The organism is Gilvimarinus sp. 1_MG-2023, assembly GCF_030548285.1.
The window spans coordinates 11,997-32,834 of record NZ_JAUOSC010000001.1 but is presented as its reverse complement, the minus strand read 5'-3'; the positions used below and the strand labels follow the sequence as shown (position 1 = coordinate 32,834).

The following is a 20,838-nucleotide window of genomic DNA, read 5'->3' as shown; positions in this document are numbered from 1 at the left end:
CTCAACCAAACCCGACACTAACTGGCCGTCATTAATTCCTTAAACTCATCCAACTCCAACAGCGGCTTTAATGCAGGGTCTTCGGTCATGGACTCTAAATAGCTACTCGAACGGTCCAGAGCTTCTTTAAGGTAATGCAAAGCTTGCTCATAATTACCTAAGTTAGTTTTAGCACAGGCTAACTGATAAAACGCATGCGCGTTATCAGGATCCATCGCCAGCGCCTGCTGACATAGATTTATCGCCCACTGAACTTCGCCCTGTTCGAGAACTTCATCGGCCTTGTAAGTAAGAGCCTCGCAGTTATCGGGATCTAATTCAAGGATTTGATCATAAATAGCTAACTTATTAGCAGGTTGGATCTCTTGCCCTGCCCTAAGCCAGAGAGCGTGTAACTCCTGAGTACGCTCAATTTCTTCGCGGTTAGCATCAATATGACGTGTTTTTTGCGTCATTTGTCGCTCGATGGCTTCCAAGCGCTGCTCATAGGTCGCAATTAACTTGCCGACTTCTTCATCGGCAATTTTATTCATGCGCTCTTTCATATCGCGTACCGATGACCAACCCACTAAAACCAACAGCGATGTCACACCGGCAATTAGATAGAAAAAATTATTGATAGTACTGGTGGCATAACTAACACCGCGATCGATCGACTCGGCCTGGCGATCGACAATCCGCTCGGTGAGCTCTACCCGCTGCGAGGCCATATCAGCGCGCAATTGCTTTAACTCATCCAGCACATAGCGCTCAACAAATGGGTTATAAAGTGGCTCCTCTAGATTGTTCACCCGGTCGCGAGCGTCACTTTCGGTCACCGCAGATTTTTCTTGGTCAGATGCAACATCGGCGTTAGCTTGCGCCAACGCCGATTGTGAAACTAACAGTGCCATGATCCATGGCAAAATAACCGTTAGGCTGCGCATATAGCATCACCGTGATTATGCACCTCAATCAGGCAACGGTGCAGGCTCTGCACTGCCTTATCGTAATCATCTTCACCGATCACAAACTGCATATCCACCTGCCGGATCGACTGGTGCATAGCCAAAATACTGATATCAACCTCTGACAGAGCCGATACCGTTTTAGCGAGCATACCCGGCACTTTCATATCACTACCAATAGCAGAGATAACGGCCACTTTACGGGTATTGATTTCGGCATCCGGATAGGTTTCTTCCAGTACTCGACGAATACGATTAACGGTCTTGAGGTTAGCCCCAACATAATGAGTGATGGTATTAGCGTTTAAGTCTTTACTGACCACATGCGCTTTAAAGCGAGTAATCGCTTTTAAAATTGCGCTATCGTAAGCTTCAATATTACCCATCATATCTTGGTCAAACAGCTCAATCGCGTAAACGCGCTTGCGACCGGCAATAATTTCAACCCGTGGCGTCTCGCTGACATAGTCGCCTGTGATTAAAGTACCGGCGTGGTCTGGCTCAAAGGTGTTCATAACACGCAGTGGAATATCGGCCTGACGCAAGCCTTTAGCCGCGCGTGGGTGGATCGCCTCCATACCCAAGTTCGCCAATTGATCGGCCACATCGTAATTGGTACGACCAATCGGTACGACTTTCTCAGCGCCTACCAAACGTGGGTCGGCACTGCTTAAGTGATATTCTTTATGAATAATGGCCTCGCGGGCTTCGGTCAATACCGCTATTCGGCTAAAGGTCATTTCGCTGTAGCCACGATCAAAGCTGGCCATTAGGCCTTTGTCGCAGTGGGTATAACCGGTGGCAATCAGTAGCTCATTGTCGTAATCGGCATCGGCAAAAGACTGCTTAATCATATTGTCGAGAGACTCTGCACCATCGGCCTGCCAACCGGACAAGTCAATAAAGCGTGCATTAATGCCATCGCGCTGTAGCAGGTGAGCCATATTCCAGGCACTGTGAGCTTCGCCTAAACTCGCCAGCATTTCTCGTACGGTAAACAGGTGTGCTTCCAGCTCAAAGTGGCCGTGTTGACACAAGCGCTCCAGGTCCACCAGCACACGCTCAGCGTCGTCCAGGCGCTTAGAGATAAAGGTATCAGCTTTTCCGCCCAACTCAGTAGCGCCAAACAGTGCATTGTTCATGGCATACATTTCAGTGCGCAACTTCGCGAAGGCTTTTTGCCATTCGTCATCGCTATCGGTGTTCGCGAACATAGCGTAAACACCTGGGTTGCCGTTCTTTTTGTTTTCCAACAAAAGATCCGTCATACCGCCATAAGCGGACACCACAAAGACGCGATTAAAAATGTCAGTGCTGTTATTGCCTTTCAATATTACGTTGTCGCGAACCGCCTCATATTCACTCATGGACGTGCCGCCAATTTTCTCTACCGTATGATTCATAGCTATGCCTTTATCGTTGAGGTTAGGTGAGTGTTTCTACCGCCTAATGACCTCAGTCGGTAACCTCCTCTGCGTCCAGCTCATAAGCGCCTTCTGCGTTATGAACTTCTTTACCGTGCAACGGCGGGTTGAACACACACGCCATTTTCATTTCTTCATCGGCACGCAAGATATGCTTGTCGTGCTGATCCAGAATATAAATCGTACCCGGCTCAATCGGATATACTTTTCCATCAGCCAGATTTTCCACCGAACCATAACCACTCATGCAATACACAGATTCAAGATGGTTTTGATAGTGCAGGTGCAATTCCGCATCGCGGTAAATGGTCGTCACATGAAACGAAAAGCCCATCTTATCGTTTTTTAACAATAGACGGGTACTATCCCAGCCCTCAGATACGATTTTTCTACCGGATTTCTCGGCGTCTTTCAAGTTGCGAACAATCATTTGCTTTCCTCTGATACTCAATTCATTAAAAATGGCGGCAATGGCCGCCATTTAACCCAAGCTAGCGGGAGGTTTACGACGCTTTTTTCAGTGCTTCCTTGGCAAACACTTCAGCAAAGCTCTGCTCTAACAGATCCAGACCCTTGTTTAAGGCATCCACTTCAATCGTAAGCGGGCAAAAACATTTAACGATTTGACCATGATTACCGGAGGTTTCAATCACCACGCCATGCTCAAAAGCCTGAGCACATATTTTACTGGCCAGCTCACCGGTTTTACAGTCAATACCTTGCATCAACCCGCGACCTTTCAGGCGCAAAGTCATTTCGCCATGAGCGGCAATGATTTTCTTAAAACGACTGGAAACGATAGCAGCTTTTTCGTTGACTGCCTGCTCCAGAGCATCATCGCTCCAATAGTGCTCAATAGCCGCCGTTGCGGTGACAAATGCGTGATTATTACCGCGGAAAGTACCATTGTGCTCACCGGGCTCCCACTGATCCAACTCGGGCTTGATCATTACCACAGCAAACGGTAAACCATAGGCACTTAAGGATTTTGACAAGGTTACAATATCAGGGCTAATGCCCGATTTTTCAAAGCTAAAGAATGTACCCGTACGGCCACAACCGGCTTGAATATCATCCAGAATCAACAAAATACCGTGTTTTTTACACACTTTCTCTAACGCTTTAAGCCAATCGTTGGTGGCCACATTCAAACCACCTTCGCCCTGTACGGCCTCGACAATAGCAGCCGCCGGCTTATCAATACCGCTTGATGGATCAGACAGCAGTTTATCCATCATTTTAACGGTGTCGACATCGTGACCGTAATATCCGCAAAAAGGCATACGATCAACATCGTTCAACGCCACTTGTGCGCCGCCACGATGGTGCTGATTACCCGTTACCGCCGCTGCACCCAAGGTACAACCATGAAAACCGTTGGTAAACGAAATCACGTTAGTGCGCCCGGTGATTTTGCGGGCAATTTTTAAAGCTGCTTCTACCGCATTGGTACCGGTAGGACCACAAAATTGCAGCACGTACTCCATATCCCGCGGCTGCAAGATTTTATCGCGGAAAACTTCTAAGAATTTTGCCTTAGCGGCACTGTGCATATCCAGACCGTGGGTAATACCATCGGCTGCGATGTAATTGATTAGCGCCTGCTTCAAATGGTCATTATTATGGCCATAGTTCAAAGAGCCGGCACCAGAGAGAAAATCAATGTACTCTTTGCCATCTTCGCCGTACAAATAGCAATCTTTTGCTTTGTTAAATACAACCGGAAATGAGCGGGCGTATGACTGAACTTCCGATTCCATTTCATTAAATATTTTCATAACAGACCTCGTCGTTAAATAGGGTTAGCTGCTTGAGCTCGGTGCTCAGCGCTTAATCACCACTTGTCTCAATCACCGCGCGATAGGACCAATTTCCAGCAAATGCTCCGAATCGTGCTCACCGCCAAAGTGCGCATCTTTATCGAAGTACACATCATGGGTTAGCTCTGCGCCCCACTCTTTTGCCAGGGATTTAAACACGCCCCAAGAGGCGTCGTTATCTGCCGTAATGGTGGTATGAATGTGCGTTACCTGCTGACAGGCCTCACCATTAAGCTGTGCCTTTACCAGGCGCTTGGCCAAACCCTGACCGCGACCGGCAGCATCGACCAGCAATTGCCATACAAACAGTACGTGCGGCTGCTCGGGCGGAATGTAACCCGACACAAAACCTACCATCTGCTCGCCTTTAAAGGCCGCCACGGCGGTGCTGGCAAAGTGTGAGCACTGCAATAAATTGCAGTAAACCGAGTTGGGATCGAGTGGTGGGTTTGCTGCAACCAGCGCATGGACATGCCGACCGTCTACGGCGGTGGGATGTCGCAAGGTAATCTCGTCAATGTCTGACATACCTAATATTTCTTTCTCTATATAGTTAAATGAAGAATCTATATGTATTTTGTGACGAGAAAGCGACGATTTTAGCCAATTCCGGCCCTAAAAAGCTCTAATTCGCTCACAAAACACTCAATTCACTGCAAAACAATACTTAGTGATCTAAGCTTTAATCTATAGTACACTATGGATATTGTGTTGTCCAGAAGCACCAAAATAATCCATTTGGCACCCAAGCTGCTCAAAATGCAGCCAATAATGGGGCCACACACCAATCAACAGCCATATGGCACGAGCACTTATTATGCAACTCGACCAAGAAACATTAGGCCTCGAAGTAAAAGCTGAATATAATCTCGAACTTTCCCAGCAGAGAACCGCCATGGATAAGATTGAAGAAGTGTTGGTAGCACTGCGGCGCGTGATTCGCGCCACGGATTTGCATTCTAAGAAGCTGGTCAAAACCGCCAGCGTAACGGGGCCTCAGCTGTTATTGATGCAGATTTTGAACAACAAGGGTGATATGACGATCAGTGAACTGGCGCGCGATATGAGCCTCTCTCAGGCCACAGTCACTACGGTGTTAGATCGCTTAGAAAAGCGCGAGCTGATTACCCGAGTGCGCTCTCAGCAGGATAAACGCAAGGTTTACCCCCAGCTGACCCACAAGGGCGCAAAGATTTTGGAAAGCGCCCCCACCGCCCTACAGGATGACTTTGTTCGTCGCTTTAAACATTTAGAAGAGTGGGAACAAGGTATGATTATCGCGTCCTTGCAGCGAGTCGCCAAAATGATGGACGCCCACACGTTAGACGCCTCGCCCTTTCTGGATGTTGGCGCGCTCGATCGCGGCGAACTGCTTGATCGCCCTAATTAACGGGCCACCCCAGTTAACGGACAGGCACGAACAGCACCCCCAGCGGCGCTAATCTGCGTTCAATATTAGCAGTGCTAGCGCCAAAGCAGCTCCCACCAACACCCCTACAAGCACCCCCAACCCACGTTTACCACTAGCACCGGAACCCTGGGCGGGTACATCGCTCGGGCCATCTACAACTGTGCGTTTATCCCACGCCTGTACGACAGCCTGCGCTTGCGCGACATCGTCGCGGGCCACCAAGATACGAATAAGCCCTAAGGCTTGTAACTCCCCCACTCCGCCCTGCAAATACTCGCCATCCATGCGCGCGCGGATTCCCTGCTGATGCAGTTGGTCCAACACCAGCTGCCCCTCAATGGTGTTGGCAGCGTTGTAGATACAGTCCATAGCAAAGCCTCCGGCGCAGCAGCCTAAAACATCGGCTAACAGACAGTCATGTCGTCTAGACTAGAAGTCATCAAACATCTGGATGTGATAACCGCCATCGAGCGCTTCGGCCATGGCTTGATCGGCCGCTATGACCCGTTCATCGGCCAGCAGAGATGAAGCCACGCCTTTGCGCTTGTGGATATTAATCTCGGTAAAGCCGGCGCGCATTAAATAAATTTTGCACAACTGTTCAGCGCCAAAAAGATCGACAAAATTAATATAGACAATAAAAGGCACTTGCTGGCCCGTTTTTACATCGTCATCGATGTCTTTACGCGCGGTGGCGTCTGCGGAGAATATATACATAGGTGCCTCTAAAAAATGTCTGATGTCGGAGGCCCGAGGTCAGACGCATCAAACGTCAAACATCGGACTTCAGACGTACAATCATACCGCCACAATCACCCTAACGGCATCGAGCTTCAAACTGGCGTGATCCAAATACTCCAAACTGCGCGCCAAGCGCCGATTCAGGTAGTCGACCTCCTCGCTGCGAATATTGGGGTTCACTTTTGCCAATTCCTGCAAGCGCTCTACTTCGCGGCCAATGTCTTGTCTGACGTTCTCTTTGGCGTCGTCTATTTGTCCGGCGCGCAGGGGCGCTACGGCCTGCTCGGTGTTATCCAGTACCGAGGAGATTTGCTCACGACTGTGTCGCACCAGCTCTTGCGCGCTAGCCCGGGGCACTTTTTGCAACAGTCTGTTTAGCTTATCGGCCCCGAGCACTTGGGCAAAATCTTTCCCATTGGTATCCATCAATACCCGCATAACCGGCTGACTGATATAACGGCCGAGCTGTAAGTCGGCCGGTGCCGGGGTGTACAGGCAATAGATTGCCTCCACCAGCATGGTGCCGGGCTTCAGCGGTGGCAGTTTGAGTGTGGCGACGGCGGTATTACCAAATTCGGTATCGGCCACCAGCTCCAAAGTACCCCGAACCAGTGGATGCTCCCAGGTTAAAAAGCTCATATCATCGCGTGACAAAGCCGTGGCACGATCAAAGGTCACGGTTAACCCGGACTCTGGCAGCCCGGGATAGGGGTCGACTCGCATATGCTCACCAGGGTGCAATACCCAGCTGATATCGCTGTGGCGCTCGTAATCGACATTAAAGCTATCCAGCGCTCGCATTAGGTAATCGGGCAGAGTGTCGTCTTGATCGAGCTCGGTAAGCGCATCCACCATGGCCTGTGCGGGCACGGGTCGGCAAGCGTTTAGCTCCAACAGTTTATCGCGGCCTGCTTGTAGCTCATCGTTTAGGGATTTGGCGAATTCGGAGGTCTCCTGTATCAAAGGAGTTATATCCGAGCTTGCATCGCCCAGTGCGGGCACCAGTCGTTCGGCAAAGGCCTGATAGGCGGTCTGGCCAATGGCGCAGGTCTGTTCAAAGGCATTAAGCCCTTGTTGATACCACCTCGCCAGTTTAGCCGGCGCCTGGACGGTTGTGTCACTGTGGTAGATAGGCAGATGAATATTGACCGAGCCCTCTTGGCCGATGCGATCCAACCGGCCAATACGCTGCTCCAGTAAATCGGGGTTTAATGGCAAATCAAACAGCACCAAGTCTTGTGAAAACTGGAAGTTACGCCCTTCGCTGCCAATCTCTGAGGCAATCAAGACCTGAGCGCCTTCTTCCGCATCGGCAAAATAAGCAGCCGCGCGGTCGCGGGCAATCAGGTTCATCCCTTCATGAAAGACGGTAGAAGCGATGCCGTGTCGCAAGCGAAGGTGCAACTCCAGCGTTAACGCCGTTTCTCCATCGGCGCAAATCACCAATATTTTTTCGCCGCGCTTGGACTTAATAAAGTCTTTCAACCAAGGCACACGTGGGTCAAACTGACACCAGTCGCCTTGCTCGGCCCAATAAGCTTCGGGCTTTAATTGAACCTTTAATGGCTGCTCTACCAAAGCCTGGGCATCGGTGGGCTCAAGCTCAACCTTATGCTGATGCAATATTCGCTCGGGAAATCCGCTGATGCCGTGTCGAGTATTACGCAGCAATACCCGGCCTGTACCGTGACGATCGAGCAATACCTCTACTAGGTAGTCAATGGCCAACTGTAGGGATTCGGTTTGGGCCTGCTTAATGGCGCGCTCAATACTGGCAGGGTCTAGATAGTCGGCCAGCTCTTTCACTTGATCATCAAATAACTCACCGGTAACGGCTACTTCATCCGGACGTATAGAGTTGAGATGCTCCACCAGCTCGCTCAATGGCTGGTAGCTTTTTTGTTCGGCAATAAAGGTTTCTAGATCGTAATAGCGATCTGGGTCGAGCAGACGCAGGCGGGCAAAGTGGCTTTCTAACCCCAGCTGTTCCGGGGTGGCCGTTAAGAGTAATAAGCCGCGAGCGACTCGCGCCAACTGTTCTACCGCTTGATACTCCAAGCTAACCTGTTCACGACTCCAGTCTAGATGGTGAGCTTCGTCCACTAAGAGCAAGTCCCAATCGGCGGCGCTGGCCTGCTCTAGCCGTTCGGGATTGTCGGTCAGAAAACTCAGCGAGCAGAGCACAAGCTGGGCCGATTCAAAGGGGTTAACGAAGTTATCGGGGTCGAAATCATCCAGCTCGTCGATATCATCCAGCAAATCGTCACAGTCTTTGCCTTCCAGCGACTGACAGCGCGCCTCATCCAACAATGTAAACGACAGATTAAATCGGCGCAGCATCTCCACCAACCATTGGTGCTGGAGAGTATCGGGCACAATCACCAAAGCCCGGTGAGCGCGCCCGGTCAGCAGTTGGCGATGCAGGATCAACCCAGCCTCAATGGTTTTCCCCAGCCCCACCTCATCGGCCAGCAATACCCTGGGGGCGTAGCGGCTGGCAACCTGGCTGGCAATATACAACTGGTGCGGCAAGAGCGACACCCGTGCGCCCCCGAGCCCAAAGCCGTTGCGCTGCTCGGACTGATGGCGCAAGACACGACTGCGGTACCGCAGCGAGAAATGATTACTTTTATCGATTTGACCGGCAAATAGCCGCTCGCGAGGCTTACTGAACTGAACAAAGCTATCGAGCTCAAACTCAGGCACCGAGCGCGGCTGTTCGTCAGCATCGCGGGTGTCGTACAACAGGCAACCGCCGTGCTCTGCGACATCCTTAATCACTAAGCGCTGCCCGTCCTGATGTTTTATCTTTTCACCGACTTGGTAACGCACCCGACTTAACGGCGCCTGTTTGATAGAATAATTGCGGCGCTCACCGGCAGCGGGGAAGCCTATTTCGGCGGATGTACTACCCACCTGCAAAACCACACCTAACCCCAACTCGGGTTCGGTATCACTGACATAACGCTGTCCAACGGTGAACTCTAATTGCGACACTCTAACCTCACGCTGTTCTATCTGGCCGCGCATGATACTGCGACTGGGCAGTAAACGAAAGTCAACCATAAGAGGCGACAACAGCCGTGACAATATTTGCTAAAATACCTACCTTTTACCCGGATGTATTATGAGTCAGAGTTCAGTACCACTGCAGCACTTGGTAGACAAGCACGCTTTTCTTACCCTTACCGATAGCCGAACTCTATTTCCGGACCACCCCGGCGAGGGTTTACCCCTGCTTCAGGTAAACAGCGAGCACTGCCGTGCGGTAATCGCCCTTAATGGCGGGCAGTTAATGAGCTTCTGCCCCACCGGGGGTAAAGAACTGCTCTGGGTAAGCCCCAACTGCCAGTTTAAACCGGGCGCGAGCCTGCGTGGCGGCATCCCCCTGTGCCTACCTTGGTTTGGGCCTCACCCGACTGACAGCACCAAACCTAACCACGGCATCGCCCGTACCGCCCCTTGGCAACTGTCTAGCGCCAGCCAAAACGAAGACGGTGTTTGCACCCTGGTTTTACGCTTTGAGCATCAGGCCGATGAGCGGTTCGCCCATAACTTTAGTGCGCAACTGACGATCATACTGGGTACTACCGCTCAATTGACCCTCGCCTTATCCAATCATAGCGCCGACAGCTTTGGTGCCAGCTGGGTCATGCACAGCTATTTTGCCATTGAGGATATTACCTCCGCCCGAGTGCTGGGCCTTGAGGGGCGCGAATACGCTGACAAAGTAGCCGGTGGTAAATACTTTACCCAAAGCGGCCCAGTTACCTTTGCCGGCGAAGTGGACCGCGTGTATGAAGATATCCAGCTGCCCGTTACCATCGAGGGGCATAGACGCATCCATATTGAAGGCGACAACTGCCCCAGCGTTGTGGTGTGGAATACCGGTAGCGCCTTGGGTGGCCAAATAGCCGATATTGGCCCCGGCAATCACAGTGGTTATGTCTGTGTGGAGCGCGGCGCCTGCTTGGGTGATAGCTGGCGCTTGGCCCCGGGTGAGACCCGCCAGGCCAGCATGGTACTGATACCCGAATAAATCGCTGCGTGCATCGCCCTGTGCCCCTGCGACTCAGGCCGGCGCCCAATGTCGTGCATTTACTGTTAAAATGCGCGGCTTTAATCTTCCCAGCTTCGAAAGACGATAGGTTCCCCGAATGAGCGCTTTAGATCGCGAGCAACGCATTGCCCAATTAAAACAAGCCATAACCGAGCGTATTTTAATCCTCGACGGTGGCATGGGCACCCAAATTCAGAGCCTTAAGCTCTCGGAGGCGGACTATCGCGGCGAGCGCTTTGCCGACTACCCCAGCGATGTAAAGGGTAACAACGACCTGCTCAACCTCACCCAACCCGAGATGATGAAACAAATTCATCGGGAATACCTAGAGGCCGGTGCCGATATTATCGAGACCAACACCTTTAACTCGACTCAGGTGTCCATGGCCGATTACGGCATGGAGTCGCTCGCCTACGAGTTAAACCTGGCCGGCGCACGCATTGCCCGCGAAGTGGCCGACGAGCTAACCGAGGCCGAACCGCACAAGCCGCGCTACGTGACCGGTGTGCTTGGGCCCACCTCGCGCACCTGCTCGATCTCGCCCGATGTAAACGACCCCGGTGCGCGCAACGTCACCTTCGATCAATTAGTCGAGAACTACATCGAGGCCACCAAAGCGCTGATTGAAGGCGGCTCGGATTTAATCTTAATCGAGACCATCTTCGACACTCTCAACGCCAAGGCCGCCATTTTTGCCGTGCAAGCCGTGTTTGACGAGCTGGGTGTTGAACTGCCCATTATGATCTCGGGCACTATCACCGATGCTTCGGGCCGCACTTTGTCAGGCCAAACCACCGAAGCGTTTTACAACTCGCTGGCCCACGCCAAGCCTATCTCTATTGGCCTTAACTGCGCCCTCGGTGCAGCCGAACTGCGCCAGTACGTGCAAGAGCTGTCGCGAGTTGCCAACTGTTATGTCTCGGCGCACCCCAACGCCGGCCTGCCCAACGAGTTTGGCGAGTACGATCAAGAGCCAGACGAAATGGCGGTCATTGTCGAAGAATTTGCCAGCGCTGGTTTTCTAAACATTATCGGTGGCTGCTGCGGTACCCGCCCCGACCATATTCAGGCTATTGCCGAGGCCGTCGCCAAGCACCCGCCGCGCCAGATTCCGGACATCGAACCCGCCTGTCGTCTATCCGGGCTTGAGCCGTTTAACATCACCAAAGACTCACTGTTTGTCAACGTGGGCGAGCGCTGTAACGTCACCGGCTCAGCGCGCTTTAAACGCTTAATTGTCGAAGAAGATTACGACACCGCGCTGGAAGTTGCGCTGGAGCAAGTCGAGGGCGGCGCCCAGGTCATCGACATCAACATGGACGAAGGCATGCTCGATGCCGAAGCGGCCATGGTGCGCTTTTTAAACCTAATCGCCGGCGAGCCGGACATCTCCCGCGTGCCCATTATGGTGGACTCCTCCAAGTGGGAGGTAATCGAAGCCGGCCTTAAGTGTATTCAGGGCAAGGGCATCGTTAACTCCATCAGCATGAAAGAAGGCGAACAGGAGTTTATCGACAAAGCCCGCCTGTGCATGCGCTACGGCGCCGCCGTGGTGGTAATGGCCTTTGACGAAGACGGCCAGGCCGACACCGCTGCACGCAAAAAAGAAATCTGCGAGCGCTCCTACCGCTTGCTGGTCGATAAAGTCGGCTTCCCGCCCCAAGACATTATTTTTGACCCGAATATCTTTGCCGTTGCCACGGGCATTGAGGAGCACAACAACTACGCCGTGGACTTTATCGAGGCCACCGCCTGGATTCGCGAAAACCTGCCCCACGCCGGTGTATCGGGCGGCGTATCCAATGTGTCTTTCTCGTTCCGCGGCAACAACCCGGTACGCGAAGCCATCCACTCGGTATTTTTGTACCACGCCATTAAAGTCGGCATGAACATGGGCATTGTTAACGCCAGCCAGCTGGCCGTATACGACGACCTACCGGACGAGCTGCGCAACAAAGTCGAAGATGTAATTTTAAATCGCACCGACGAAGGCACCGAGGCACTGCTGGATATTGCCGAGAAATACCGCGAAGGCGGCAGCGGCGTAGCCAAAAAAGAAGATCTAGAGTGGCGCGGCTGGGACGTTAAAAAGCGCATGGAGCACTCGCTGGTTAAAGGCATCTCGACCTATATTATTGAAGACACCGAAGAGGCTCGCCAGCAAGCCGAACGCCCGCTGGATGTGATTGAAGGCCCGCTAATGGACGGCATGAACGTGGTGGGCGATTTATTCGGCGCCGGTAAAATGTTTTTGCCCCAGGTGGTTAAATCGGCCCGGGTAATGAAGCAGTCAGTGGCTTATTTGCAGCCCTACATCGAAGCCGAAAAAGTCGAAGGCGCCCGCCCCAACGGCAAAATCTTAATGGCCACCGTTAAAGGCGACGTACACGATATTGGTAAAAACATTGTCGGCGTGGTGTTGCAGTGCAACAACTTCGAAGTGGTCGATATGGGCGTGATGGTGCCCGGCGAAAAAATCATCCAAACCGCGATTGAAGAGAACTGCGATATTATCGGCTTGTCTGGACTGATTACCCCATCGCTGGATGAAATGGTCAGCGTTGCCCGCGAGATGGAGCGCCAGGGCGTTAACAAACCCCTGCTGATTGGTGGTGCCACCACCTCCAAGGCCCACACCGCGGTAAAAATTGACCCAGCGTTTGATTTAAACCAAGTGGTGTACGTGGCCGATGCCTCGCGCGCCGTCGGTGTGTGCAGCACACTGCTATCCGACACGGCCCGCGACCCGTTTGTGGCCAAGCTCAAAGACGAATACGAAGCCGTGCGCGTGCGCAACGCCAACCGCAAGCCGCGCGGCACCCTGCGCACCTACCCCGACGCCATCGAGCACGGCTTTAAAGCCGACTGGGACAACTACACCCCACCCAAGCCCGCCTTTACCGGCGTTAAAGTATTCGACGACTACCCACTCAACGATGTACTCGACACCATCGACTGGACGCCGTTTTTTATCAGCTGGGACTTGGCCGGCAAGTACCCCAAAATTTTAACCGACGAAGTCGTCGGCGAAGCGGCCACCAACTTGTTTGACGACGCCCAGGCCATGCTCAAAAGACTGATTGACGACAAGCTATTAACCGCGCGTGCGGTTATCGGCTTTTGGCCCGCCAACACCGTTAACCACGATGACATCGCCGTACACGACGATGACGGCAACGAGCTCGCTCGCCTGCACCACCTACGCCAGCAACAACAAAAGCCCGGCAACAAAAAACCCAACTACTCGCTGGCCGACTTTGTCGCCCCTAAAGACTCGGGCAAACAAGACTATGTTGGCGGCTTTGCCGTTACCGCTGGCATCGGCGCCGAAGAACTGGCCCAAGAGTACAAAGACGCTGGCGACGACTACAACAGCATTATGGTTAAAGCCCTGGCCGACCGCTTAGCCGAAGCACTGGCCGAACATATGCACAAACGCGTGCGCACCGAGTTTTGGGGCTACGTACAAGACGAGCAGCTAAACAACGACGACCTAATCCGCGAACGCTATCAGGGCATACGCCCCGCTCCCGGCTACCCCGCCTGCCCGGATCACACCGAAAAAGGCACGCTGTTTAAACTGCTGGATGCGGAAAAGAACACCGGCCTAGAGCTCACCGAACACTATGCCATGTTCCCTACAGCAGCGGTATCTGGCTGGTACTTCTCGCACCCGGAATCCGAGTACTTTGCCATCGGCAAAATCGAGAAAGATCAGGTGGAATCCTTGGCGGAACGTAAGGGAATGAGTATGGTGGATATGGAGCGGTGGTTGAGTCCGGTGCTGGGGTATGAGCCGGGGAAGTAGGTTTTTAGGGGTTCCGCGCTAGCGCGGGGGCTTTGTTTATATGCCCGTGTCGCCGGGCGTGGCGAGTTACTTTTGTTTGTTTGGGCAAATCAAAGTAACCAATAGAAAGCCCACCCCGGCACCTCAGCCCTTCGGGTTCCCTCGCTCCGGCCGATTTTAGAGGGCCGCATCGACACGCCATCCCTGGCGTGGCGATGCTTGCGCAGATGTCCTATCTGCTTACCCACTAAAATAGGCCTGCGCTCGGCTGGTTGCAGGGGGAGTTAAAAGCGGTGCTTCGTAGTCACCAATACATGAAATTCACGATTCAAGACTTGACCCTCAACAACCCGAGAAAGCGTTCATGGCTGATCTAAAGTGCGTTTACAAAGCGGCAACCTTGAATGCCGCCGAGAGCGCCCTGGACGAACTGGAGGCCAAGTGGGGCGACAAGTATCCAATGGTGATCAAATCCTAGCGCAGTAAGTGGGCGACGCTGTCAGCCTACTTCAAATACCCGGATTACGTGCGCACAGCGATTTACACCACCAATGCGGTTGAGGCTGTTCACCGCCAGTTCCGAAAGCTGACAAAAACTAAAGGTGGCTTCGCCGGCGAGAACGGCTTACTCAAACTTCTGTACGCCGGTATACTCAAAGCTTCTGAGCGCTGGACGCACCCGATTCAGAACTGGAACCTGACGCTGTCACAGCTGACGATTCACTTCCCGGAGCGCCTAGAAAAACACATTAGCCTATGAGGCTAGTTGGCTGACACAGAGTTTTGAACACCCTCTTATTCGACCATCTTAACACTTAAACTATTCACGAATTTTCTACTTTGCCAAGTCCCATTGACTCGAGCTCTAACTTCCCAGTGAAATGGCCTTACTTCCCCAAACTCTGAATATTTTAACGCCGTTGTTAGTTGGACAGCCGATGAACAGGTACTCCCCGTTGATCTACAAATACTACTACTAGCGCCCAGCTCTACTTTAGTAAAGCCCCCTTGTGGGTTAGTCCTAGCATAGAAATGGAGCTTATACTTGTCTGCACCTGGAACCTTACTCCAAGTAAATCTTAAAACTCTACTTTCACTATGTTCAACAATAATCGCTGATGTCGGCTTCAAAGGAACAGCATGTGGCTGTATTGACTTGTGCTGATCAAGTAAAGGCTCATAGGCACCTAAGTTTTCATATACGTAACCAATATGTCTCTTACCAATGCTTCCTGTATAACCTTTGTCCTCCATTTCCTGCAATTTGGTTTCTGGAAAAATTGCTATATCTTTTACACTTAAAGAATAGCCTTTAAACAGCTTGACTGTTCCTGGAGGTTGAGGCTCATCATATGGGTACACATAGCCTTCAATTCCATCGATTGAATAACCACTATTCTTATAGATTTGTAGTTCATCCATATCAATCGCATAACCAATATCTACATTATTAGGATTATTGATACAGAAGTAATCCATTTCAGATTCACAACTTTTACTGACTCTATATAAAGGTGAAAGATCGTCCCCTGTCGAAGGATTTTGTGGTGTAGTGAAAACAAATATTTCAGCTTTTGGAATTATTGTGTCAGAAAGAGATGGAAATTTATTATACCCATACTTAAAGTTTCTAGTTCGAATATCTTCTCCAAATGTAGTATAAATATTTGATGCGGAATTTTCAGATGATGTAGGTAACAAAAGACCATTTAGTGCGCCAACAGCCATTTGCGGAATAGTAGTGTAAAAATGATCCTTTCGATCATTGCTATACAATGAAAACAATGGTGTTAAACGAGAAGGTAGTGTAGCTAAAGCCAAGTGTGATGCCCTGCTTGCACTGGGCAAACCACTCCCCAGAGGATCAGGAAGGTTTGATGGATCAGAAGGGCTTGATGGATTGATAGGTTCATAATACGCTACTGATCCGTCAGAAGTGCCAAAAGTATCTTGTATTTCATCCTCAAAGTTACTTTCCTGCATCTCTATTAATTCAGTTAATGCCTCATAACTCGCACCATAACGGTCTGATGCTTTTTTAATTTTTTCTATCGCTGTACTGGCTGACATAAGTGGGTTAATAGAACGAATAATACCCGCTAATGCTGAGACGTGCGGGGCAGCCATAGACGTCCCAGATAACAAACCAATTCCGTCATTTGCAATATTGGGATCCACCACAGTTCTATGATTATCGCTATCGGTCCACAAGCACAGCTCAGGGTATACTGGATAATCTGGATCATTTTCATTAAGAGATTCCAGGCCTAAATAGTTATCTCCTTTAACATAATAAGAAAGTATGTCTAGGCCAGGAGCAACTACTCCCCCGTTGTCTTCATCGAAGGGTTGCGATACATATATATCTCCAGAATCGTTATTACAAGCATAATTCATCAAGATCCAACCATCAAAATCATAATGCGACATTGCTCCAACGGCTAATACCCCAGTATTTTTTGCTGGAAAATCAGGGCCATTAAACTTGTTGCCTCTATTACCGCTGGCTGCCACTATCAATACATCTCTGTTTTTCGCATTAGTTATGGCGGAACCGATAGTAGTTTTGTATTCTGTCGACCCGCCCCAGCTAAGATTGATAACCTGAACCCCAGATTCAATCGCAGCCTCTATCGCTTCACCCTCAGCTGTGCCTGATCTTATACCTGTTAATTCTTCATGCTCATCTAAACGACTCCAAACCATTAAATTACATGTAGGGCAACCACCATAAATTCCATCTTTCCCATCTGCCGCAACTATTCCCGCCACATGCAAACTATGTATCACTTTGCCTGGATCAACATAATTATTCAATTTATTTGACATATGCGGTTTCAGATTACTCTTTAAGCCCTCTATAGATTGAACTTCTTGATAGTTAACGCCATCAACCACACCAACATATGCATTGCCTGTTGTGATCTCCCAAGCATCAGGAAACTCCATGGCGTGCAACCCCCACTGATATTTCTTGGGGTCCTTACCTGAAGGAATGTCTAGATAGTTTTGTGACCAAGCTAGCGGGGACGCTAACAAAATAATGCTTGATATGACTTTCATTTTATTCATAAGAAACTCCTTGTTGTTGTGGCCAAGTCAATTCGGCCATAGTTTAAGTGGTTGCTAGGTACAGCTGCTCTACGAGATCATCGGCATCGTCAATATACGAGGCCTTACATTCACACAATGTAAACCCCAAACACGATGACTCGTTCATTAATTTCTATGCGATGACTTGCAAACTGGAAAGGTAGGGATAAGAGCTACTGCGTATATCCTGGGCTGCGCCCTTTATTATCTCACCTTCCTAACTGGCTACGGAACCACCGGGGTCAAGCCTTACAATTTACACACGCGAAAAACTTAATATTCTCAACTGTAAGGTCTACCCCCAATAACCCCGACAAACTATCCTCGGTGAAAATCGGTTTAAGGAGTTGCGGAATGTGTTTGATCGAAAAGAGGAAAACGGCATTTTCTGACAGCTCCTTGTCCGAGATTAATTGACCACTAAAATGTGCGCTGGGCGCGTATATTTACCGTAGAGTATTACGCCATAACGATAAACACAACTACCAACCCAAGCCTGTTACGAAATGACGCTTTTGGGGCCCTTGCAGCCAGCCGAGCGCAGGCCTATTTTATGGGGTAAGCAGATAAGAGAAGGTGAATGCCGGAGGCAGAGAAGTCGGCTTGGGCCGCGCCCTGTCGATACGGCCCTCTACAATGAGCTGACTAGAGATCAGGTACAAAATCCCCACCTGCCACACAGGCGGGGATTTTTGCGTTTACTCAACCAGCCATTAACCGAAGAACTGACGTCTGCGGATGAACAGGCTGGCCATAACCATTATGATGAGTAGTCCCAAGCTCCAGTTTGAAAGCATCGGTAGGGGGAGCGCGTTGACGCCCAGCGCACCGAGCAATAATACACTGGATGTGTTTCCAAGGCTGGACGAGAGCGTAGTCATCGGCGAGAAGCTGCTGCCGATGAACGCCGTCACGTCGAGGCTGATGCTGCAGCTTGCTCCCGCCGCCACGGATCCGCCACTGTAATCGAGAGTGCTACCGCTGACTATCAGTGCGCCGCCACAGTCGTCGATTAAGTTGATGGGTGAGGCAACCTCCATTCCTGGTGGTAGCGGCAGGGAAAACTCCAGATCTGTCGCGGTATCAATTGAGCCACTGTTGTCGATGGTGAAGCTCATCGTCGATTGCTGTCCAGAGGTGATTCTCGTAGGAGAAAAGCTAATGCCAAAGCCTAGAGCATCGTTGACAGCCAGCGTGGCGCTGGCAGTGCCGCTGTTGCCCAGATTGGAGGTCAGGTCGCCGGTGAGGTTGATGAGTTCACCGAGTGTACTGGCAACGACGTCAACAGCAATGGTGCAAACCGAAGCCGCTGAAATGGTGCCGCCGCTATAGCCGATACTGCCGCTGCCGGCTGGGGCCGTGAGCGTACCGCCGGTGCAGGTGGTGGTGAGATTCGGGGGGGTGGCCACGACCAAGCCGGCCGGTAGGTTATCGGTGAAGTCGACCGTAGTGGCAGCTACGCTATTGGCCGAATTGTCTAGCGAGAAGGTCAGAGTGCTCGTCGTGCCTGTGGTGACCGAGGCCGGCGCAAATGCCTTGCTGAAGCTTGGCTCAGTGGTGACCGTCAGCGTGGCCAAAGCCGAGCCGCTGTCACCCGCCGAAGAGGTCAGCGCATTACTGGTATTGATCAAGTCGCCCGGCGCCGAAGTGACTACGTCGACCTCGATCGTGCAGCTGGCACCTGAGACTAGAGAGCCGCTGCTGTAGTCGATCAAGCTGGTGCCGTTGGCGGCTGTCAGGTTGCCGATGCAGGTGCTGATAACATTGGCGGGTGTCGCTAATGTCATGCCTGCTGGTAAGTTGTCCGAGAAATTGATGCCGGTCGCATCGAGGGTTCCGCGGTTGTCGATGGAGAACGTTAGCCGTGCCGAATCACCCAGTGCAACCAGCGTAGGACTAAACGCCTTATCAAACTTGACGGACGGGCCGATCTCGATATCGTCCAGACTGATTCCATCGGTATTGATCGGAAAGTTGTCGTTTTGGCCAAATCGAATTTGGCTTTGGTTGCTTAAAGACTGGCCGTTGCCGTTTAGCACCGCAGTGAGCTCTCGGTCAGTGACCGACGTCCAAGCGCCATTATTCGAGTTAGCGCCAAAATTGTAAATCTGGAGCCATGCATCAGTCGGCGTACCACGGATTTCAACGATGTCCTCGATGTCGGCTTCGTCACCGTGATCGTACCAGTTGAAATCCAAGTAGAGCTCTTGGCCTGGAGGATGGGCCGATCCGTCAAACCCCAGAATGATGTGGTTTAAGCTCTCTCCGTATGGGTTATCCATAGAGGCTATGCGCATACCATCGGGGTCGAAGTCGGATCGGATCGCGAATCGACCATTGGGCGAGTTTTGTTCATACCGAAAACCGGGGATGTCCAGCAGGGCGTCGTTGGATCTCACTTCCTGAATGGGGATACTCTCGAAGTCTTGGTCGACCGGCAGAGGTAGGAATAAAACGTTTTCGATTACCTCCAGTGTGCTGCTGGCAGGTCCGCTGTTGCCAAACGAAGATGTAAGATCCGAGGTGGTGTTGACGTACAAGCCTTCGGTGCTGGGTGCGACTATATCGACGACAATTTGACAGATCCCGCCTGCGGGAATTGCGCCGCCCGTGTAGGTAATACTACCCCCGTTATCAGGAGCACTCAGCGTGCCTCCTACACAGTTGGTACTGGCATTCGATGGTGCGCCCACAACCATCGGGGGTGGCAGAGTATCGCTAAAGTTCACCGTCAGTGCGGTCGTCGCGTTGGCCGAGTTATCCAGCGTGAAGGTTAGCACTGCTGTATCGCTGGTTTCTATTTTTTCAGGAACAAACGTTTTGCTAAAGGTAGGAGACACTTGCGCTGAGGCTGATACTGAGAACAGGCAGCCCAAGAGCGTAAGCCAGAGAAGTTTTTTCATGTTGGAAATATCCCTAATGGTTTGTTGCGGCTTCCGTTCAAAGCCGCTATCACTCGGAATCTTCCGCCGAGAGCATAAAGTATACGATTCCTATTGTTTCATATCTACCGATAATCGCAGTCGTACTACCTTAATGTCCGGCTCAGATTAAGACCATTTGAGGCAGGGCAATGATATACAAGGGATCGATGGAATCCGGGATCAATGGGGTCAAAGTCATTGATTTCTCCAGCTTGGTGATTTCCGGTCGCCGCCGAGCTGTCTGGAAACGACGGATTTTCCCGTTTTCGACTCGAAATCGCGCTTAAACTGCTCACTGCCCAGTATCCATGCCCATTTGTCGCGCCTCAGATGTTTTTTTGGGGGGGGGGCTACTGAGTGGGGTAGCTTACGCCCCACTTAAAACTCAAATATAAAGACGATTTAACTAGAGAATCTAGTGATAAAAATGCTACGCCATGGTAGAAAAAATCAACAAGAAAATTATTAGAAAAGCCCAAATATAATCTCGCACAATCAAAGTTTCCTGCCTTTCATTTGACAACACATTGATTTTCCACTCGCGTACGCTGCACCTACCCAACCAACATCAGGAATAGCTCTTGCGCGTTGAGTGAGGTAGGCCCTACAATTTACACACGCGAAAAATATA

At 51.1% G+C, this 20,838-nt stretch carries 13 protein-coding genes and 1 pseudogene; 4 read left to right on the top strand and 10 right to left on the bottom strand.

The features are described from left to right. Positions 1–17: 17 nt before the first annotated feature. The 5 genes from Q4563_RS00120 to ectA form a co-directional block, all read right to left on the bottom strand. Positions 18–926 (bottom strand): TPR end-of-group domain-containing protein, encoded by a 909-nt coding sequence (locus Q4563_RS00120; RefSeq protein WP_215975593.1) that lies wholly within the window; start codon positions 924–926, stop codon positions 18–20. Further along, on the bottom strand, positions 914–2,350 hold the full coding sequence (locus Q4563_RS00115; protein WP_215975592.1) for an aspartate kinase: 1,437 nt from the start codon (positions 2,348–2,350) through the stop codon (positions 914–916). Before Q4563_RS00115 ends, Q4563_RS00120 begins: the two co-directional genes overlap by 13 nt. A 52-nt stretch (positions 2,351–2,402) precedes the next feature. Continuing rightward, positions 2,403–2,801 carry an ectoine synthase gene (locus Q4563_RS00110; protein ID WP_215975591.1) on the bottom strand — a complete coding sequence of 133 codons (399 nt, stop codon included), beginning with the start codon at positions 2,799–2,801 and terminating at the stop codon, positions 2,403–2,405. Positions 2,802–2,874: 73 nt separating this feature from the next. Next, entirely contained in the window at positions 2,875–4,149 is a 1,275-nt protein-coding gene (gene ectB / locus Q4563_RS00105) for a diaminobutyrate--2-oxoglutarate transaminase (protein ID WP_303603208.1), read from the bottom strand. Positions 4,150–4,221: 72 nt separating this feature from the next. After that, positions 4,222–4,719: a diaminobutyrate acetyltransferase gene (ectA, locus tag Q4563_RS00100; RefSeq protein WP_215975589.1), complete on the bottom strand. Its 498-nt coding sequence runs from the start codon at positions 4,717–4,719 to the stop codon at positions 4,222–4,224. Between the two features lie 367 nt (positions 4,720–5,086). Here ectA and Q4563_RS00095 point away from each other — a divergent pair, with 367 nt between their 5' ends. Beyond that, positions 5,087–5,581 (top strand): MarR family winged helix-turn-helix transcriptional regulator, encoded by a 495-nt coding sequence (locus Q4563_RS00095; RefSeq protein ID WP_215975604.1) that lies wholly within the window; start codon positions 5,087–5,089, stop codon positions 5,579–5,581. Between the two features lie 48 nt (positions 5,582–5,629). Here the strand turns inward: Q4563_RS00095 and Q4563_RS00090 are convergent, their stop codons facing one another. The 3 genes from Q4563_RS00090 to rapA all read right to left on the bottom strand — a co-directional run bounded on the left by Q4563_RS00090 (position 5,630) and on the right by rapA (position 9,409). Continuing rightward, the gene (locus Q4563_RS00090; protein WP_215975588.1) at positions 5,630–5,971 is read right to left on the bottom strand and encodes a putative signal transducing protein; all 342 of its coding nucleotides are present in this window, start codon (positions 5,969–5,971) and stop codon (positions 5,630–5,632) included. Positions 5,972–6,031: 60 nt separating this feature from the next. After that, the gene (locus tag Q4563_RS00085) at positions 6,032–6,319 is read right to left on the bottom strand and encodes a hypothetical protein (RefSeq protein ID WP_303603207.1); all 288 of its coding nucleotides are present in this window, start codon (positions 6,317–6,319) and stop codon (positions 6,032–6,034) included. Between the two features lie 81 nt (positions 6,320–6,400). Beyond that, a complete protein-coding gene (rapA, locus tag Q4563_RS00080; RefSeq protein ID WP_303603206.1) occupies positions 6,401–9,409 on the bottom strand; it encodes an RNA polymerase-associated protein RapA in 3,009 nt (1,002 codons plus the stop codon). A 61-nt stretch (positions 9,410–9,470) separates the two neighbouring features. Between rapA and Q4563_RS00075 the strand changes: the two genes are divergently transcribed. The 3 genes and pseudogenes from Q4563_RS00075 to Q4563_RS00065 form a co-directional block, all read left to right on the top strand. Continuing rightward, positions 9,471–10,382 carry a D-hexose-6-phosphate mutarotase gene (locus Q4563_RS00075; protein WP_215975586.1) on the top strand — a complete coding sequence of 304 codons (912 nt, stop codon included), beginning with the start codon at positions 9,471–9,473 and terminating at the stop codon, positions 10,380–10,382. A gap of 118 nt (positions 10,383–10,500) precedes the next feature. Further along, complete coding sequence (gene metH / locus Q4563_RS00070; RefSeq protein WP_303603205.1) at positions 10,501–14,211, top strand: methionine synthase; 3,711 nt, start codon at positions 10,501–10,503, stop codon at positions 14,209–14,211. A 331-nt stretch (positions 14,212–14,542) separates the two neighbouring features. Beyond that, positions 14,543–14,950: pseudogene (locus tag Q4563_RS00065) on the top strand (transposase); the annotation flags it as partial. Positions 14,951–14,985: 35 nt separating this feature from the next. On the opposite strand, the gene Q4563_RS00060 reads toward Q4563_RS00065, so the two are convergent. Further along, the gene (locus Q4563_RS00060) at positions 14,986–17,262 is read right to left on the bottom strand and encodes a S8 family serine peptidase (RefSeq protein WP_303603204.1); all 2,277 of its coding nucleotides are present in this window, start codon (positions 17,260–17,262) and stop codon (positions 14,986–14,988) included. Between the two features lie 734 nt (positions 17,263–17,996). After that, entirely contained in the window at positions 17,997–20,186 is a 2,190-nt protein-coding gene (locus Q4563_RS00055; protein ID WP_303603203.1) for a DUF7933 domain-containing protein, read from the bottom strand. Positions 20,187–20,838: the final 652 nt, after the last annotated feature.